General features: G+C 67.2%; 15 protein-coding genes and 1 pseudogene. All 16 read left to right on the plus strand.

Annotation, left to right across the window (positions count from 1 at the left end):
* The first annotated feature begins 40 nt into the window (after positions 1 to 40).
* The 16 genes and pseudogenes from AC50YM_RS12855 to AC50YM_RS12930 all read left to right on the plus strand — a co-directional run bounded on the left by AC50YM_RS12855 (position 41) and on the right by AC50YM_RS12930 (position 17,525).
* Positions 41 to 1,240 (plus strand): amidohydrolase, encoded by a 1,200-nt coding sequence (locus AC50YM_RS12855; RefSeq protein ID WP_494957338.1) that lies wholly within the window; start codon positions 41 to 43, stop codon positions 1,238 to 1,240.
* Positions 1,241 to 1,616: 376 nt separating this feature from the next.
* Positions 1,617 to 2,051: a MarR family winged helix-turn-helix transcriptional regulator gene (locus AC50YM_RS12860; protein WP_494957339.1), complete on the plus strand. Its 435-nt coding sequence runs from the start codon at positions 1,617 to 1,619 to the stop codon at positions 2,049 to 2,051.
* 150 nt (positions 2,052 to 2,201) lie between these two features.
* Positions 2,202 to 2,633: an organic hydroperoxide resistance protein gene (locus tag AC50YM_RS12865; RefSeq protein WP_494957370.1), complete on the plus strand. Its 432-nt coding sequence runs from the start codon at positions 2,202 to 2,204 to the stop codon at positions 2,631 to 2,633.
* On the plus strand, positions 2,630 to 3,661 hold the full coding sequence (locus AC50YM_RS12870; protein ID WP_494957340.1) for an NADP-dependent oxidoreductase: 1,032 nt from the start codon (positions 2,630 to 2,632) through the stop codon (positions 3,659 to 3,661). The genes AC50YM_RS12865 and AC50YM_RS12870 overlap by 4 nt, the downstream gene beginning before the upstream one ends.
* Positions 3,662 to 3,942: 281 nt before the next feature.
* On the plus strand, positions 3,943 to 5,052 hold the full coding sequence (locus tag AC50YM_RS12875; RefSeq protein WP_494957341.1) for a BMP family lipoprotein: 1,110 nt from the start codon (positions 3,943 to 3,945) through the stop codon (positions 5,050 to 5,052).
* 171 nt (positions 5,053 to 5,223) lie between these two features.
* Positions 5,224 to 6,918: an ABC transporter ATP-binding protein gene (locus AC50YM_RS12880; RefSeq protein ID WP_494957342.1), complete on the plus strand. Its 1,695-nt coding sequence runs from the start codon at positions 5,224 to 5,226 to the stop codon at positions 6,916 to 6,918.
* Positions 6,911 to 8,329 (plus strand): ABC transporter permease, encoded by a 1,419-nt coding sequence (locus tag AC50YM_RS12885; protein WP_494957343.1) that lies wholly within the window; start codon positions 6,911 to 6,913, stop codon positions 8,327 to 8,329. Before AC50YM_RS12880 ends, AC50YM_RS12885 begins: the two co-directional genes overlap by 8 nt.
* Positions 8,326 to 9,666, plus strand: coding sequence for an ABC transporter permease (locus AC50YM_RS12890; RefSeq protein WP_494957344.1), 1,341 nt, complete (start codon positions 8,326 to 8,328; stop codon positions 9,664 to 9,666). Before AC50YM_RS12885 ends, AC50YM_RS12890 begins: the two co-directional genes overlap by 4 nt.
* A 2-nt stretch (positions 9,667 to 9,668) precedes the next feature.
* The gene (locus AC50YM_RS12895; RefSeq protein ID WP_494957345.1) at positions 9,669 to 10,073 is read left to right on the plus strand and encodes a cytidine deaminase; all 405 of its coding nucleotides are present in this window, start codon (positions 9,669 to 9,671) and stop codon (positions 10,071 to 10,073) included.
* Positions 10,070 to 11,401, plus strand: a complete 1,332-nt coding sequence (locus tag AC50YM_RS12900) for a thymidine phosphorylase (protein ID WP_494957346.1) — start codon at positions 10,070 to 10,072, stop codon at positions 11,399 to 11,401. The genes AC50YM_RS12895 and AC50YM_RS12900 overlap by 4 nt, the downstream gene beginning before the upstream one ends.
* Before the next feature lie 118 nt (positions 11,402 to 11,519).
* Complete coding sequence (locus AC50YM_RS12905) at positions 11,520 to 12,191, plus strand: DedA family protein (protein ID WP_494957347.1); 672 nt, start codon at positions 11,520 to 11,522, stop codon at positions 12,189 to 12,191.
* Positions 12,192 to 12,257: 66 nt separating this feature from the next.
* A pseudogene (locus AC50YM_RS12910) lies at positions 12,258 to 12,845 on the plus strand (DedA family protein); the annotation flags it as partial.
* A gap of 438 nt (positions 12,846 to 13,283) precedes the next feature.
* The gene (locus AC50YM_RS12915) at positions 13,284 to 14,435 is read left to right on the plus strand and encodes an adenosine deaminase (protein ID WP_494957348.1); all 1,152 of its coding nucleotides are present in this window, start codon (positions 13,284 to 13,286) and stop codon (positions 14,433 to 14,435) included.
* Between the two features lie 76 nt (positions 14,436 to 14,511).
* Complete coding sequence (locus tag AC50YM_RS12920; RefSeq protein ID WP_494957371.1) at positions 14,512 to 15,159, plus strand: MazG nucleotide pyrophosphohydrolase domain-containing protein; 648 nt, start codon at positions 14,512 to 14,514, stop codon at positions 15,157 to 15,159.
* Between the two features lie 157 nt (positions 15,160 to 15,316).
* Entirely contained in the window at positions 15,317 to 16,597 is a 1,281-nt protein-coding gene (gene eno / locus AC50YM_RS12925) for a phosphopyruvate hydratase (protein WP_494890697.1), read from the plus strand.
* A gap of 178 nt (positions 16,598 to 16,775) precedes the next feature.
* Positions 16,776 to 17,525 (plus strand): FtsB family cell division protein, encoded by a 750-nt coding sequence (locus tag AC50YM_RS12930; protein WP_494957349.1) that lies wholly within the window; start codon positions 16,776 to 16,778, stop codon positions 17,523 to 17,525.
* Positions 17,526 to 17,587 lie beyond the last annotated feature (62 nt).

Below are 17,587 nucleotides of genomic sequence, written 5' to 3' on the forward strand. Positions count from 1 at the left end.
GCGATGCCGCTATTCTTTGTTCGCTCGCTAGAGTTAGGCCGTGCGCAATTACTCTACTGAAGCTGAGCCCACCACTTTGGTGGGGCCGTGGCTCGAGCCTCTGCTCCCGGAACTGATCGCCTTCCGCCGGGACCTGCACGCACACCCGGAGCTGTCCTTCAAGGAGTTCCGCACCACGGACAAGCTCGCCAAGCGCCTCGAGGAAGCAGGGCTCCAGCCCCGGCTCCTCGAAGGCACCGGCCTCACGGTGGACATCGGCGAGGGCCCGATCGCCACCGCCCTGCGCGGCGACATCGACGCCCTGCCCATCATCGAGGAGACGGGCCTCTCCTTCGCCTCGAAGAACCACGGCGTCACCCACGCCTGCGGCCACGACGTGCACACCGTGACCATGCTCGGCGCCGCCCTGATCCTGCAACGGATGCATGCGGAGGCACCGCTCGGCGGCACCGTGCGGATCATCTTCCAGCCGGCTGAGGAAACCATGCCCGGCGGAGCGCAAAGCTGCATCGAACAGGGCGTCCTCGACGGCGTTCCGCGGATCTTCGCCCTGCACTGCGACCCCCGGATCGAGGTCGGCAAGATCGGCACCCGGATCGGCGCCATCACCTCCGCCTCCGACACGATCAAGGTCGAACTGACCGGCCGCGGCGGGCACACCTCCCGCCCGCACCTGACCGAAGAGCTCGTCTTTGCCCTGGCCCAGATCGCCATCAATGTTCCGGCCGTGCTCTCCCGCCGCGTTGACGTCCGCAGCGGCGTCTCCGTGGTCTGGGGCCAGATCTCCGCCGGCTCCGCCCCCAACGCGATCCCCGCCAGCGGCTACATGGCCGGCACCATGCGCTGCCTGGACCGCGACGCCTGGCACGACGCCGGCGAAATCCTTGACGAGGTCGTGCAGCAGATCGCGGCCCCGTACGGCGTCGATGTCCACCTCGAACACACCCGCGGCGTGCCTCCCGTGGTGAACTCCGAGCACGAGACCGCCTTGATCGAAGCCGCGGCCCGCGCCGAGATCGGCGAAGGCGCCGTGGTCCTGACGCCGCAGTCCATGGGCGGCGAGGACTTCGCCTGGTTCCTCGCGGACCTCCCGGGCGCCATGATGCGCCTCGGCACCAAGACGCCCGGCGGCGAGGAATACGACCTGCACCGCGGCGACTACATCCTGGACGAACGCGCCCTGGGCCTGGGCGTCAAGGTTCTCACCGCGGCAGCCCTGCGCACCCTCCGCGACCTCTAAGCACCCGGCGCCCGCACCCCCACCCGCACCCGCACCCGCACCCAGAACCGCCGAGGTGAGAATTGGTGCCCATCCCGGGGTGCAACATGGGCGCGAACTCGGCGCTCGGCGCTCGGCGCCCGGCACCCGGCACCCGGTGCCAGGTGCACCCGCACCCGCACCCCCACCCGCACCCCCACCCGCACCCAGAACCGCCGAGGTGAGACTTGGTGCCCATCCCGGGGTGCAACATGGGCGCGAACTCTGACCTCGGCGCCGGGTGCCCGGCGCCCGGCGCCCGGCACCACCGGGCCCCGGGTGCGCAGACTCGGACCTCAGCGGAGCCCCTGGCAGCAATTGAGTTGTGCACAATCTAATTGTGGGCTATCGTATTTGAATGACCAATGCTCCCCGCCTGAACCGGCAGCTGTGCTTCGCGATGTACTCGGCCTCGCGTGCCGCGACCAAGGCGTACCGGCCGTTGCTCGACGAGCTCGGCCTGACCTACCCGCAGTACCTCGTCATGCTGGTGCTCTGGGAAGAGGAACCGCGCAGTGTCCGCGAGCTGGGGGAGGAGCTGGGGCTCGACTCCGGCACGCTCTCCCCGCTGCTCAAGCGGCTCGAGCACCTCGGCCTGGTCGAACGCCGGCGGTCGGCCGAGGATGAACGCCGGGTCGAGATCTTCCTGACCGACGAGGGCAGCACGCTGAGCGCCAAAGCCTCAGCCATCCCACAGCGGCTCGCCGACGCCGCCGGCCTCGCACCCGCCGAGCTCGACCAGCTCCGCGAGACCCTGAGCCGGCTGTCCGCCGCCCTGTCCAGCCCCCGCTGAGGCCCGCGCGCCGCCGTGGCGGACACCGCCGACGTCGAACTCGAGGGAGGCGCCCCGGCGCGCCGGAAGGTTACAGCGCCTGCGCAGGCTTCCGGCGAGTTCGCCGCCAGTCACCAGATTTCCACCGAACCACAACAGATCGGATTCCCCATGAAGACCCTTTACACTGCTGAAGCGCTGGCCTCGGGCGATGGCCGCGACGGCACCGCGGTCACCAAGGACGGCAAGCTCAACGTGGCCCTGGCCAGCCCCGTGGAACTGGGCGGCAACGGCGAAGGCACCAACCCCGAGCAACTCTTCGCGGCCGGCTACGCGGCCTGCTTCCACTCCGCCCTGCGGCTCGTCGGCCGTCAGGCGAAGGCGGACCTGACGGATTCCGCCGTCGCCGCGAAGATCCACCTTGGCTCCCTCAGCAGCGGGCCGGGCTTCGGCATCGCCGCGGAACTTGAGATCGCCCTGCCCGCCCTTGACCGGCAAACGGCCGAGACCCTCGTAGCCAAGGCGCACGAAGTCTGCCCCTACTCCAACGCCACCCGCGGCAACATCACCGTCGACATCAGCATCGTGGAGGTCGCCGCATGAGCCCCACCACCGAAACGCCCAAGCTGCCCACCACCGGCCACGAGATCCAGCTGGCGTCCCGTCCGAACGGCCGCCCCGTGCCGGAAAACTTCCGCTTCGCCGAGACGGTTCTGCCTGAGCTCAAGGACGGCCAGGTCCTGGTCCGTAACCAGTTCATCTCGGTGGACCCCTACATGCGCGGCCGGATGAACGACGTGAAGTCCTATTCGGCGCCGTTCGCCCTGGACGCCGCGCTCGACGGCGGTGCAGTCGGCGAGGTCATCGCGTCCCGTTCCGCCGACCGCAAGGTGGGCGACGCCGTCGTCCACGCCCTGGGCTGGCGCGATTATGCCGTGCTCGACGCCGGTGCCACCACCCCCGCCCGGACCGACCTTGCCCCTGCGCGGGCATTCCTGGGTGCACTGGGCATGACCGGGCTGACAGCCTATGCCGGACTGCTCAAGGTGGCAGGCTTCCAGGCCGGAGAAGTCGTCTTCGTCTCCGCCGCCGCAGGCGCCGTCGGCTCGCTTGTCGGACAAATCGCCAAGGCCATGGGCGCGTCCCGCGTCATCGGCAGCGCGGGCTCGCCGGAAAAGGTGGCGCGGTTGCTGGAGCTCGGTTTCGACGCAGCGTTCAACTACCACGATGGCCCTGTCGCCCGGCAGCTCGCCGAAGCCGCCGGTGAACGCGGGATTGACGTCTACTTCGACAACGTCGGCGGGGAACACCTCGAGGCTGCGCTGTCGGCGCTCACCGTCGGAGGCCGGGTGGCCATGTGCGGCGCCATCTCCCAGTACAACGCCACCGCCCCCGCAGCGGCGCCGCGGAACCTGGCACTGGCCATCGGCAAACAACTGACACTTAAGGGCTTCCTGGTCAGCGGATACGGGCAGTACCGGGCCGAGTTCGTGGCGGCCATGTCCGGCTGGCTCGCCGACGGCACCGTGCGCTACGACGAGACCATTGTGGACGGGCTTCAAAACGCACCGCAGGCCTTCATGGACCTCCTGGACGGCGCCAACACCGGCAAGATGCTGGTCCGGATCTAGGCGCGACTTCCGAGCAGCCTGACAGCCGAAAGCCCCGCACGGGAGAAACCGTGCGGGGCTTGCTGTCGCTACCGCTTGGTAACAAGTTCTCAACGATCTGTGGAAACGCTGTGAACTGTGCTATTTCGACGTGTCACAGGACACTAATGTTGCTTCCATCAGTGCGCCTCGGCGCAGTGCTGCGAAATCCATCAGTGAAAACAGCGTTCAAGCGGCAACCCCGCCAACAGACACTCATTGAGCATCCGTCGTAGCGCCTACTCTTTCTTCCTGGAGGAAAATTGAAGAACTCTCTGCGTGCAACCTTCAAGCGCGGTTCGATTGCAGGAGTCGCCACCGCCGGTGCGGCTGCACTTCTGCTGACCGGCTGCGGGGCTGCCCCGACCGCCAGCAGCACGGCTACCGCCACGGCCAGCGACTACACGGGCTGCATCGTGTCCGACTCCGGTGGATTCGACGACCAGTCCTTCAACCAGTCCTCCTATGAAGGTCTGAAAAAGTCCGAAAAGGACCTCGGCATCAAGGTCAAGCAGGTCGAGTCCAAGACCAACAACGACTTCGAGCCCAACCTGCGCGCCATGGTCACCGCCGGCTGCAACCTGACCGTCACGGTCGGCTTCCTGCTCGGCGACGCCACCAAGGCCCAGGCCACGTCGAACCCGGACAAGCACTTCGCCATCATCGACTTCGGCTACGACACCCCGATCAGCAACGTCAAGCCGATCATCTACGACACCGCCCAGGCCGCTTTCCTGGCGGGCTACCTCGCCGCCGGCACCACCAAGACCGGAACGGTCGCCACCTTCGGCGGCATCAAGATCCCCACGGTCACCATCTTCATGGACGGCTACGCTGACGGCGTCAAGTACTACAACGAGAAGAACGGCAAGGACGTCAAGGTTCTTGGCTGGGACAAGGCCAAGCAGGACGGTTCCTTCACCGGTGACTTCGAGAAGCAGGACAAGGGCAAGCAGTTCACCCAGAACTTCCTGGACCAGGGCGCGGACATCGTGATGCCCGTCGCCGGTCCGGTGGGCAAGGGCGCGGGCGCAGCACTGAAGGAAGCCAAGGCAGCAGGCAAGGACGTCAAGCTCATCTGGGTTGACTCCGACGGCTTCCTCACGGCACCGGACTACAAGGACATCATGCTCTCCTCCGTCATGAAGCAGATGGGCGAGGCCGTCGAGACCGTTGTGAAGGAAGACAAGGACGGCAAGTTCACCAACACGCCGTACGTTGGCACCCTCGCGAACGACGGCGTGCAGCTGGCTCCGTTCCACGACCTGGACTCCGCGGTTCCCGCCGAACTGAAGACCCAGCTGGAGCAGATCAAGAAGGACATCGCCGACGGCAAGTTGAAGGTTGAATCCGCAGCCAGCCCGAAGGTCTAACTCCCTCCGCCAAGCGCCACGGCCCGTCCGGTCATCCACCGCACGGGCTGTGGCGCTTTTCGTTGAGCGGTTAGACCGGCTTCCGGCTGCAGGCAGGCACTAGGCTGATCCTGCAGCCACATCATCCGTCCGGGCAGCGCCTGCCGGGACACTTCGAGATTGGTCAGAGTTTTGAAACTTGAACTCAAGGGGATCACCAAACGCTTCGGCTCCCTGGTAGCCAACGACCACATTGATGTGGTGGTTGAACCCGGGCAGATTCACTGTCTGCTTGGCGAAAACGGCGCGGGCAAGTCCACGCTGATGAATGTCCTGTACGGACTGTATGAGCCCACTGAGGGCCAGATCCTCATCGACGACAAACCCGTCACCTTCCGCGGCCCGGGTGACGCCATGGCCGCGGGCATCGGCATGGTGCACCAGCACTTTATGCTCGTCCCGGTCTTTACCGTGGCCGAAAACGTTGCGCTCGGGGCGGAAGCCACGAAAGCCGGGGGATTCCTGAACCTGGATGACACCCGAAGGAAGATCCAGGAGATCTCGGACCGGTATGGCTTCGACGTCGATCCCGACGCGCTGATCGAGGACCTCCCGGTCGGTGTGCAGCAGCGGGTCGAAATCATCAAGGCACTCGTCCGTGACGCCAAGGTGCTGATCCTCGATGAGCCCACCGCAGTCCTCACGCCGCAGGACACCGATGAACTGCTGGACATCATGCGCCAGCTCAAGAGCCACGGCACCTCGATCGTTTTCATCTCGCACAAACTGCGCGAGGTCAAAGCCGTCTCGGACACCATCACCGTGATCCGGCGCGGCAAAGTGGTCGGCACCGCCGATCCCGGCGCCACGACAACGGAACTGGCCTCCATGATGGTGGGCCGCGCCGTGAACCTGACCCTGGACAAGGCCCCGGCCCAGCCGCAGGAGACCACGTTCCAGGTCAAGGACCTCACCGTCATCGCGCCCAGCGGCCAGCACGTGGTGGACGGCATCAGCTTCGACATCGCCCGCGGCGAGATCGTCGCCATCGCCGGCGTCCAGGGCAACGGCCAGACGGAACTGACCGAGGCCATCCTGGGCCTCCAGGACCGCGTCCACGGCTCCATCCTGCTCGACGGCGAGGAACTCCTGGGCTGCAGCGTCAAAGAGGTCCTCAACGCCGGCGTCGGCTTCGTGCCGGAAGACCGCTCCGTCGACGGCCTGATCGGCACCTTCTCGATCGCCGAAAACCTGATCCTGGACCGCTATGACCAGGCGCCATTCGCCAAGGGCATCAGCATGAGCCCGGCCAAGGTCCTCGAGAACGCCAAGACCCGGATCGACGAGTTCGACGTGCGCACCCCGTCAGGGTCGCTTGCGGCCGGCACGCTGTCCGGCGGCAACCAGCAGAAACTGGTCATGGCCCGGGAGCTTTCCCGGCCGCTGCGGCTCTTCATCGCTTCCCAGCCCACCCGCGGCGTGGATGTCGGATCCATCGAGTTCCTGCACAAACGCATTGTGGCCGAACGCGACCACGGCACCCCCGTCATGATTGTCTCCACCGAACTGGACGAGGTGATCGAGCTCGCCGACCGGATCGCCGTGCTCTACAAGGGAAAACTCGTTGGCATCGTTCCGGCCGGCACCCGTCGCGACGTCCTTGGCCTGATGATGGCCGGGCTGTCCCCGGAGGACGCCCACGCCGACACCACGGGCAAGCACGCGGCCCACAGCCCCTCGGCCAACGACCCTGCGGAGAATCCCGCACCACCCCAGGCAACGAACCCGGCAACTAACCCGGCAACAACGCTGGCAACAAACCAGGCGCCCGCCGCCCCGCCCGCGCCGGAGCGCAGCTCCGCCGCAGTAGGAGACGACCATGAGTGAGCACAACGAGCCGCGACCCTCGGCTGGACCGGATCCGGAGCGGACTCCGGAAACGCTGCGCCCCCGGCCGCAGCCAACGCAGGAGCCCGACGTGGGGCCCGAGGCCCACGTGAACGACCCCGGCCTGGTCACCGCTCTGGACACTGCCGGCGGGGCCATGCGGCCGTCAGCTGTTCCCGTTTCGGCCCAGAGCGGCTCCCTCCCGGGTGACTCGGATTCGGTGCTGCGCAAGATCTTCACCGGCAGCGGCATGGTCTCGGTGCTGGCTGTGCTGCTCGCCTTGATCCTGGGCGGCCTGCTCATTGCCAGCACGGACAAGGCAGTCGCAGCCACCTCGAGCTACCTGTTTGCCCGCCCGACTGACTTCCTTGCCGCCGTCTGGTCCGCCGCCACCCGCTCCTACGTTGCACTCTTCCAAGGCTCGGTCTTCAACCCGCGCGGCAGCGGCGTGGCCGGACAATTCGCCCCGCTGATGGAAACCCTCACCATCGCCACCCCGCTGATCACCGCGGGCCTGGGCGTAGCCCTGGCGTTCCGTGCGGGCCTGTTCAACATCGGCGCCCAGGGCCAGATCATCGTGGCCGGCATCCTCGCTTCATGGGTCGGCTTCGCCCTGCACCTGCCGATGGGGCTGCACCTGTTGCTGGTCCTCGTGGCCGGCATCGTCGGAGGCGCTCTCTGGGCCGGCCTGGTCGGGCTCCTCAAGGCGCGCACCGGCGCCCACGAGGTGATCCTGACCATCATGTTCAACTACATCGCGCTGTACTTCCTGAGGTACCTGCTCAACACCCCCGCCTTCCAGCGGCCGGGGGAGACCAACCCGATTTCCCCAATCCTGGACCCCAGCGCGATCTATCCCCAGATCCTGGGCACCCAGTACCGGCTGCACCTGGGCTTCCTCCTGGCGATCGGCGCCACCGTGTTCGTCTGGTGGATACTGAACCGCTCAACCATCGGCTTCGAATTCCGGGCCGTCGGCGCCAACCCCAAGGCCGCGATGACTGCCGGCATCAACGTTTCACGCGCCACCATCCTGGTGATGGCAATCGCCGGCGGCCTCGCCGGACTCTCGGGCGTGGCCCAGGTGGCCGGCACCGAAAAAGTCCTCACCGACGGCGTCGCCGCCACCTACGGGTTTGACGCCATCACGGTGGCGCTGCTTGGGCGCTCGACGCCGTGGGGCACCTTCGCCGCGGGCCTGCTGTTCGGCGCTTTCCGGGCCGGCGCCGTGCAGATGCAGATCCAGACTGGAACCCCGATCGACATCGTGCTGGTGGTCCAGTCGCTGATCGTGCTGTTCATCGCCGCGCCTCCGTTGGTCCGGGCGGTCTTCGGCCTGAACCCGCGCAAGAAAAAGGCCGCGAAGGCCGCCAAGTCCAAGACGGCAGCAACCACCGGAGCAGCAGCATGAGCACAACGGCAACGTCGCCCCAGCCGGGAAATCCGCAGCCCGACGCGGGCGCGGAGAAACCGCCGTCGTCCGGGAACCACAAAAGGACGGTGACCGCCAAGCCCGTGACCTGGAAGATCCCGGCCACCCTGCTGGTCCTCGCCGTTGTGGCGTTCATCTTCTTCGGGCTCCTGGGCCCCCACCAGACCGCCGAGTTCGGGATTTCCACCAGCAGTGACTTCTTCCAGCTGCCGGCACTGGAGGTTCCGGCGTTCCTCGGCGGAATCGTCCTGTCGGTGCTCATGCTGGCGCTGGCCGGCTATGCCGTGTTCCTGAAGACCCGGGACCGCAAGGCTCCGGGCTGGGTTCCGATCGTCTTCATCGTGCTGTTCGTCGCCGCGTTCCTGATCTGGGTGGTCGGCGGGGCCCGCACCACCAACATCTCCCTGGCCGGGCTGATTGCAGGGTCGGTGACGCTGGCCGTGCCCCTGGTGTTCGGCTCCCTTTCCGGTGTTCTCTGCGAACGGGTCGGCGTCGTGAACATCGCCATCGAAGGCCAGCTCCTCGGCGGCGCCTTCACCGCCGCCATCATCGCCACGCTGACACACAACCCCTTCCTGGGGCTGCTCGCCGCGGCAGTCGCCGGAGCGCTGGTGTCCATGGTCCTGGCCCTGTTCAGCATCAAGTACGTGGTCAACCAGATCATCGTCGGCGTCGTGCTCAATGTCCTGGTCTCCGGCCTCACCGGCTTCCTGTTCAGCACCGTCATGCAGGCGGACAAGGCAAAGTTCAACTCCCCGGCCCACCTGGACCCGATCACGATCCCGATCCTGGGCGACATCCCGCTGATCGGACCGATCCTGTTCAAGCAGTCGCTGATCGGCTACCTGATGTACATCGCCGTGATCGTGGTCTGGGTAGGGCTGTTCAAAACCAAGTGGGGCCTCCGGGTCCGGGCCGTCGGCGAGCACCCGCAGGCAGCCGACACCATGGGCATCAAGGTCAATGCCACCCGCTTCTGGAACGTCACGCTCGGCGGAGCCATCGCCGGGATCGGCGGCTCCTTCTTCACCCTCGTCGCGATCGACAGCTTCACCAAGGAGATCTCGGGCGGACGCGGCTTCATCGCCCTGGCCGCGCTGATCTTCGGCCGGTGGAACCCGATCGGCGCCTTCTTCGCGGCGCTGCTGTTTGGTTTCGCCGACAACCTGCAGAGCATCGTCACCATCATCGGCACCCCGGTGCCGAGCCAGTTCATGGCCATGCTGCCCTACCTCGTCACCGTGCTCGCCGTCGCCGGCCTCGTCGGCCGTTCCCGGCCGCCGGCCGCCAGCGGCATACCGTATGTGAAGGGTTGACCGTGGGCAGCACCGACGTCGACTGGTCCGCCCTCGAGGCCGCCGCGGTCGCCGCCCTGGCCCACGCCTACGCGCCGTATTCGAAGTTCGCGGTGGGGGCGGCAGCCCTCACCGCGGACGGCCGGATCGTCAGCGGCTGCAACGTCGAGAACGCCAGCTACGGGCTGACCCTGTGCGCCGAATGCGCCCTGATCGGCAACCTGCACATGACCGGCGGCGGCCAGCTCCGCGCCTTCTACTGCGTTGACGCCGGCGGCAACGTCGCGATGCCCTGCGGCCGCTGCCGGCAACTGCTCTACGAATTCCGGGCTCCCGACATGGAGCTCATGACCACCCAGGGAATCAGGACCATGGACCAGGTCCTTCCCGATGCCTTTGGCCCCCAAAACCTGGAGGAAACCCGGTGACACAGCCGACACAGAACACCAGCAAAACCGAAGCGTTCGACGCCGTCGACATCATCCGCATCAAACGGGACAAAGGCGTGCTCAGCCCCGCCCAGATCGACTGGACCATCGACGCTTACACCCGCGGCGCGATCGCCGACGAGCAAATGGCCGCCCTGAACATGGCGATCCTGCTCAACGGCATGGACCGGGCCGAAATCTCACGCTGGACTGCGGCGATGATCGCCTCCGGCGAGCGGATGGACTTCTCCAGCCTGCGCAGGCCCGACGGCAGCGTGAAGCCCACGTCCGACAAGCACTCCACCGGCGGCGTCGGGGACAAGATCACGCTGCCGCTGGCACCGCTGGTGGCGGTCTTCGGCGTCGCCGTGCCGCAGCTCTCCGGCCGCGGCCTCGGCCACACCGGCGGCACCCTGGACAAACTCGAATCGATCCCGGGCTGGCGCGCCGCGCTGAGCAACGAGGAAATGCTGGCCCAGCTCCAGGACGTCGGCGCGGTCATCTGCGCCGCCGGCGCCGGACTGGCTCCGGCCGACAAGAAGCTCTACGCCCTGCGGGATGTCACCGGCACGGTCGAGGCCATCCCGCTGATCGCCTCCTCGATCATGAGCAAAAAGATCGCCGAAGGCACCGGTTCGCTGGTGCTGGACGTCAAGGTCGGCAGCGGCGCGTTTATGAAGGACGAGGCACGCGCCCGCGAACTGGCCGAGACCATGGTCGCCCTCGGCAAGGACGCGGGCGTCAACACGGTGGCCCTGCTGACCAACATGAACACGCCGCTGGGCCTCACTGCCGGCAACGCGATCGAGGTCGAGGAATCGGTGGAGGTGCTCGCCGGCGGCGGCCCGGACGACGTCGTCGAACTCACCGTCCGGCTCGCGGAGGAAATGCTCGCCTGCGCGGGCGTCCACGACGCCGACCCCCGGGCCGCGCTCCGCGACGGGCGGGCCATGGACGTCTGGAACCGGATGATCGAGGCTCAGGGCGGCGACCCGCGCGCCAAGCTGCCGGTCGCCCGGGAATCCGAAGTGATCTACGCCCCGGCTGACGGTGTGCTGGTGGAACTCGACGCGATGGCCGTTGGCGTCGCGGCCTGGCGCCTCGGCGCCGGACGCGCGCGCAAGGAGGACCAGGTCCAGGCCGGCGCCGGGGTGCGTATGCACGCCAAGCCCGGTGCCCTGGTCAGGGCCGGCGAGCCCCTCATGACGCTCCTGACGGACACCCCGGAGAAGTTCGAACGGGCGAAGGAAGCCCTCGAACACGCCGTGCTGATTGCCCCGGAAGGCTCCCGCCCGGCGCAGCAGCTCATCATCGACCGGATCGCCTAGCCCCAGAGTGGGGCGGCCCCAGAGTGAGGGCGGCCCCACAATAGAACGCGGTCCCGGAGCAGGCGGCCCCACAGTACACTGGCACGACAGCCGAACTCCCGTTGTTTGTTAGGAAACCGTGCAGGCAATCAACGACTTCATCCTGGCCGCCGCGGGGCAACCCTGGGTGCTTATCCTCGTGTTCGCGTGCTGCGTGATCGATGGATTCTTCCCGCCGATTCCAAGCGAATCGGTCGTCGTGGGACTCGCGGCGGTGGCCGCCACCGCTGACGTCCCCAACCCGGCGCTCCTGGCCGCAGTAGCCGCAGCGGGCGCATTTCTCGGCGACAACATCGCCTTCCTCATCGGCCGCGGCGCCGGAACGCAGCGCTGGGCCTGGATGCGCGGCGCGCGGATGCAGCGGGCTTTCCGCTGGGCCGGCACGGAGCTCCGGAAACGTCCGGCCTCGCTGATCCTCGTGGCGCGGTTCGTGCCGATCGGCCGGGTGGCGGTTAACCTGACGGCCGGCGCCACGCACTTCCCGCGGTCACGTTTCGTCGGGCTGACGGTGCTCTCGGCAGTGCTGTGGGGGGCCTATTCCGTCGCGATCGGCCTGTTCTTCGGACAATGGTTTGAAGAGAACCACCTCGTGGGTGTGATCGTCGCTGTCATCTGTGCGATCGGCCTGGGCATCCTGGTGGACCTGATCATCAGCAGGCTGCGCGGGCCGCTTCCCGAGGACGCCGGACCTCCTGTGGAGCCCCGGAACGACGCGGACCGTAAACGAGAGAATTATCCCGATGGGACATAGCGCAACCCCACCGGCCGTGGGACACTGAAGAGCGCTTTCGTCACTTCTCCTAGGAGCATCCCCCGCGTGGAATTTATCAATGAGGCTATACTCCATGCCGCGGGTCAGTGGTGGATTTATCCGATCCTCACGATCTTCTGCTTCATCGACGGGTTTGTGCCGATTCTGCCCAGCGAAACCCTGATCGTTGCCCTCGGTGCGCTGTCCGTCACTTCCGGCCAGCCGAACATGTGGTTCGTGATGGCTGCGGCCGCTGTCGGTGCTATCGCCGGTGACAACATGGCCTATCTGCTGGGACGTCATGTCGGCGTCGAACGCTTCCGCTGGATGCGCAAACCCAAGGTCCAGCGTGCCCTGAACTGGGCGCGCTATGAACTCGACAAGCGCGGCGCCATGCTGATCTTCACGGCGCGCTACATCCCGGTGGGACGCGTGGCTGTCAACTGGATCGCCGGGACCACCGCCTACCCGCGCCGCCGCTTCATCATCCTGGACATCTTCGCCTCCGTCACCTGGGTCGCCTATTCGGCCGGAGTCGGCATCATCGCCGGCAACTGGGTGCACGAACACCCGCTGCTCGGGGTCGGCATCGCGATCGCCTTCGCCATCGTGCTGGGCATTGTGATCGACCACCTGCTGACCTGGCTGCACCGCTGGCGCGACACCAGGGGTGCCGCCGCTGCGGCCACCCGGGCCGAAACGATGGCCGCCGCGGCGAGCCGGGCTGCAACGATGGCCGCCGAGGCCAAGGGGGCGCCCACCACAACCGAACCGACCGAAACCGGGCCCACCACGTCCTTTGCCGCCACAGCCGGCTCCGGCAGGCTCTCGTTCACCAAGACCCCGCCCGCCACCGCGGCGCCCACCAAAGCCGCTCCAACCGGGGGCGGTACCACGCATTTTCAGGTCTCCGGCGCGGCAGCGCTGCAGGGACCTTTGGTCGCGCCGGCCGACGCCGAAGCCTGATCCCGCCGGCGGGATTGCACCGCCCGGACCGCAGCATTCCACGCCAGGTTCCACACCCTGCGCCGCCCGCCGCGTCCGCCGGCTGACCGGCTGGCATTGCAGGGCCCCCGACCCTAAGGTGGGAACGTGACTGAGATAATTCTTGACGCTGCCCCTGACCTCGAATTCGACCTGAAGGGCCTCCCCAAGGTTTCCCTTCACGACCACCTGGACGGCGGACTCCGTCCGGCCACCATCATTGAACTCGCGGAGGCCGCCGGACACACCCTGCCCTCCACGGACCCCGTCGCGCTGGGGGAGTGGTTCCGCGAATCCGCCGACTCCGGCTCGCTGGTCCGCTACCTCGAAACCTTCGACCACACCATCGCCGTGATGCAGACCAAGGAAAGCCTCTTCCGCGTCGCCAAGGAATTCGTCGAAGACCTTGCCGACGACGGCGTGGTCTACGGCGAAGTCCGCTGGGCCCCCGAACAGCACCTCCAGCAGGGCCTGAGCCTGGACGAAACCGTCGAGGCAGTCCAGGCGGGCCTCGAAGCCGGCGTCGACGCCGTCGCCGAGACCGGCCGCGAGATCCAGGTCGGCCAGCTGATCACCGCCATGCGCCACGCCGACCGCGGCCAGGAGATCGCCGAGCTGGCAGTCCGGCACCGCAACAACGGCGCCGTCGGCTTCGACATCGCCGGCGCCGAGGACGGCTTCCTGCCGTCCCGTTTCAAGGACGCCTTCACCTACCTGGCCCAGCACAACTTCCCGGCCACGGTCCACGCCGGGGAAGCCGCCGGCCTCGAAAGCATCCAGTCGGCCCTGGTCGACGGCCGCGCCCTGCGGCTGGGCCACGGCGTCCGGATCGCCGAGGACGTCACCGTCGAATTCGAGGATGACGACGACGCCGACGGCGGCGAGGACAACGACAACATCGGCATGGTCACGCTCGGCGAGCTCGCCAGCTGGGTCCGCGACCGCGGCATCGCCCTGGAAATCTGCCCCTCCTCCAACCTGCAGACCGGCGCCGTCGCAGGCTTCGGCGAGGGAATCGAAGACCACCCGCTGGACATGCTCTACCAGCTCGGCTTCAACGTCACCATCAACACGGACAACCGGCTGATGAGCGGCGTGACCCTCACAGACGAGTTCGAACTGCTGGTCGAGACCTTCGACTACGACCTCGACGACCTGCTGGAGCTGACGCTGAACGCCGCGGAAGCCGCCTTCCTCCCGCTCGAGGAGAAGGAAGCCCTCGTCGAATACATCAACGAGGCTTACGCCGACCTTGGCTAACGAGGACTCCAATCCGGCGGGCGCGCTGGGCGCGCTGGTCGGTACCATTGCCGACCTGCGCGCCCACTGCCCCTGGATGGCTGCCCTCACGCACGAATCCCTCGTGGAGTACCTCCTTGAGGAGGCCTTTGAAGTCGCGGAGACCATCGAGACGGACGGCGGCGACGCCGAGCTGAAGGCCGAACTGGGCGATGTCCTGCTGCAGGTGGTCCTGCACGCCCAGCTCGCCCAGGAGCGCAGCGCCTTCGACCTCGACGACGTGGCCCGCGGCCTCAACGCCAAGATGATCCGGCGCAACCCGCACGTGTTCCGCCCCGACGGGTCCCTGCAGGAGTCCTTTCCGGCGACGGTGGAGGAAATCGTGCAGAAATGGGACGCGGTCAAGCGCTCGGAGCAGGTCCTGCATTCCGGCTCCCAGCCGGGAAGGATCAGCGCCGGCGCTGAACCCTCCCGCGCTGATCCTTCCCGGCTGGGAGCCCTCGGCGGTGTCCCCGCAGCCCTTCCCGCGTTGGCCCGGGCCCAAAAGCTCCTGGACCGCGCGGAACGCGCTGGTCTTCCGGCGTCCGTGGAGCCGGTCGACATCCCGGCCTCGGAACAGGACCTCGGCGACTTGCTCTTCGCTGTCGCCGCCGCCGCAAGGGCCCGGGGGCTCGACGCCGAACGGGCCCTGCGCGGCGCCAACCGCCGCTTCCAGACGGGCCAGCAGCCGACGTCGTCCCCGTGATCCGCCAAAATGACGTCCGGGTATTGGATGGATTTCTGTAACTTATCCCACTCTGGACTAGGCTGGGTCGCGACGGGGACGTCGGTTTGTCAGCATGATCCCAGCCTGATTTCCCATCAGATTCCCAGCAAATCGCTTCACCCAAAGGAGCCTACCCATGGCGCTCATCGATGCCATCCACGCCCGCGAGATCCTCGATTCCCGTGGCAACCCCACCGTAGAAGTTGAAGTCCTGCTCTCGGACGGCCAGATCGGCCGCGCAGCAGTTCCCTCCGGCGCCTCCACCGGCGAGCACGAAGCCGTGGAACTCCGCGACGGCGACAAGGGCCGTTACCTGGGCAAAGGCGTCCAGAAGGCCGTCGACGCGGTCATCGACCAGATCGCCCCGGCCCTGATCGGTTTCGACGCCACGGACCAGCGCAGTATCGACCAGGCGATGATCGACCTGGACGGCACCGCCAACAAGAGCAAGCTCGGCGCCAACGCGATCCTGGGCGTGTCCCTGGCCGTCGCCAACGCGGCCGCTGCCTCCGCGGACCTGCCGCTGTACAAGTACCTGGGCGGACCGAACGCCCACGTCCTGCCCGTGCCGCTGATGAACATCCTCAACGGCGGCTCGCACGCCGACTCCGACGTCGACATCCAGGAATTCATGGTTGTCCCGCTGGGAGCAGAGACGTTCTCCGAAGGCCTGCGCTGGGGCGTCGAGGTCTACCACGCACTCAAGGCAGTGCTGCAGGCCAAGGGCCTCTCCACCGGCCTCGGCGACGAAGGCGGCTTCGCGCCGAACCTGCCCTCCAACCGCGCGGCCCTGGACCTCATCCAGGAAGCCATCCGGAACGCCGGCTACACCCCGGGCAAGGACATCGCCCTCGCCCTGGACGTCGCCTCCTCCGAGTTCTTCAAGGACGGCGGCTACCAGTTCGAAGGCAAGTCGCTCAGCTCCGCCGAGATGAGCGCCTACTACGCCGAGCTCGTCGCCGACTACCCGCTGGTGTCCATCGAGGACCCGCTGGACGAAAACGACTGGGAAGGCTGGAAGACCCTCACCGACGCCATCGGCGACAAGGTCCAGATCGTCGGTGACGATCTCTTCGTCACGAACCCGGAGCGCCTGCAGACCGGCATCGATTCGAAGACCGCCAACTCGCTGCTCGTAAAGGTCAACCAGATCGGTTCGCTGACCGAAACCCTGGATGCCGTCTCCCTCGCCCAGCGCGCGGGTTACACCACCATCACCTCGCACCGCTCCGGCGAGACCGAGGACACCACGATCGCTGACATCGCCGTGGCCACCAACGCCGGCCAGATTAAGACCGGCGCCCCGGCCCGCTCCGAACGCGTTGCCAAGTACAACCAGCTGCTGCGCATCGAAGAGGAACTCGACGACGCCGCACGCTACGCCGGCCGGAGCGCTTTCCCGCGTTTCAAGGGCTAGTAACCGCAGGAACCGCGAACCGGTGGCTATGGTTGAAAGACCATGGCCACCGGTTCCTTTTTGGCACCCCCTGCGGCGCCGCACAGCCGGCTCCGTGCCGGTGCCCGGCCCTGGCCACGGGAATCAGCACTGAACGCAGCAAGCCAGCCGGGTAAGAACCTGGCATTACAGGAGTGAGATGGCCACCCGCCGACCCAAGGTTCCCCGGGCCACGCCTGCGGCCCCGAAGTCTCCGGAAACCGGCGACGGCGGCGATGTCATCCAGGCTGATTTCGGCGGATCCCGCCAGGCCCCGCACGCTGCGGACCTTTCCCACGCCGGCGCATCCCGGCCGGGCGCGCGGCCGGGCGCTTCGAAGCCCGGGTCGGTGAATCCCGGGTCCGCGAAGCCAGGCACTGCGAATCCGGGCACTTCGAAGCCCAGCCCGGCCAAAACAGGTTCACTGAAGCCAGGCACAGCCAAGTCGGGCACCGCGAAGTCAGGCACCGCCACACCGGGCGGCGCCAGCACCCCAGCGGGGGACGAAAACCTCGACCCGGTTCCCGCCAAGGCGTTCTCCGGCCGCACACTGGCGCTGTTCGTCGTCATGATTGCCATCACCATCATGCTGGCGCCCACGGTCAAAATCTTCTTCGAAAAGCGCGCCGAAATTGCCGCGCTTGAGGCGGACATCTCGGCCAAACAGGACCAGCAAAACGAGCTGAGGCGCCAGGTCTCGCGCTGGCAGGATCCCAACTACGTGAAGCAGCAGGCCCGCGACCGCATTAACATGGTTATGCCCGGAGAGACGGGCTACTGGGTCTTCGGCAGCGATCTGCCGGCCGGAACATCCAGTGGCGCGGCCGGTGCAGGATCACCACAAGACCCCGCCGACCTGCCCTGGGTGGACTCCCTCTGGGACTCCATCCGGCGCTCGGCAACAGACTAGGACGCGGCGCCCGCCGCAGGATTGTCCGCCGGACAAACCAGACAGGGCAGGAAGGTGCCGCC

It is taken from the genome of Pseudarthrobacter sp. RHLT1-30-1 (genome assembly GCF_059383415.1).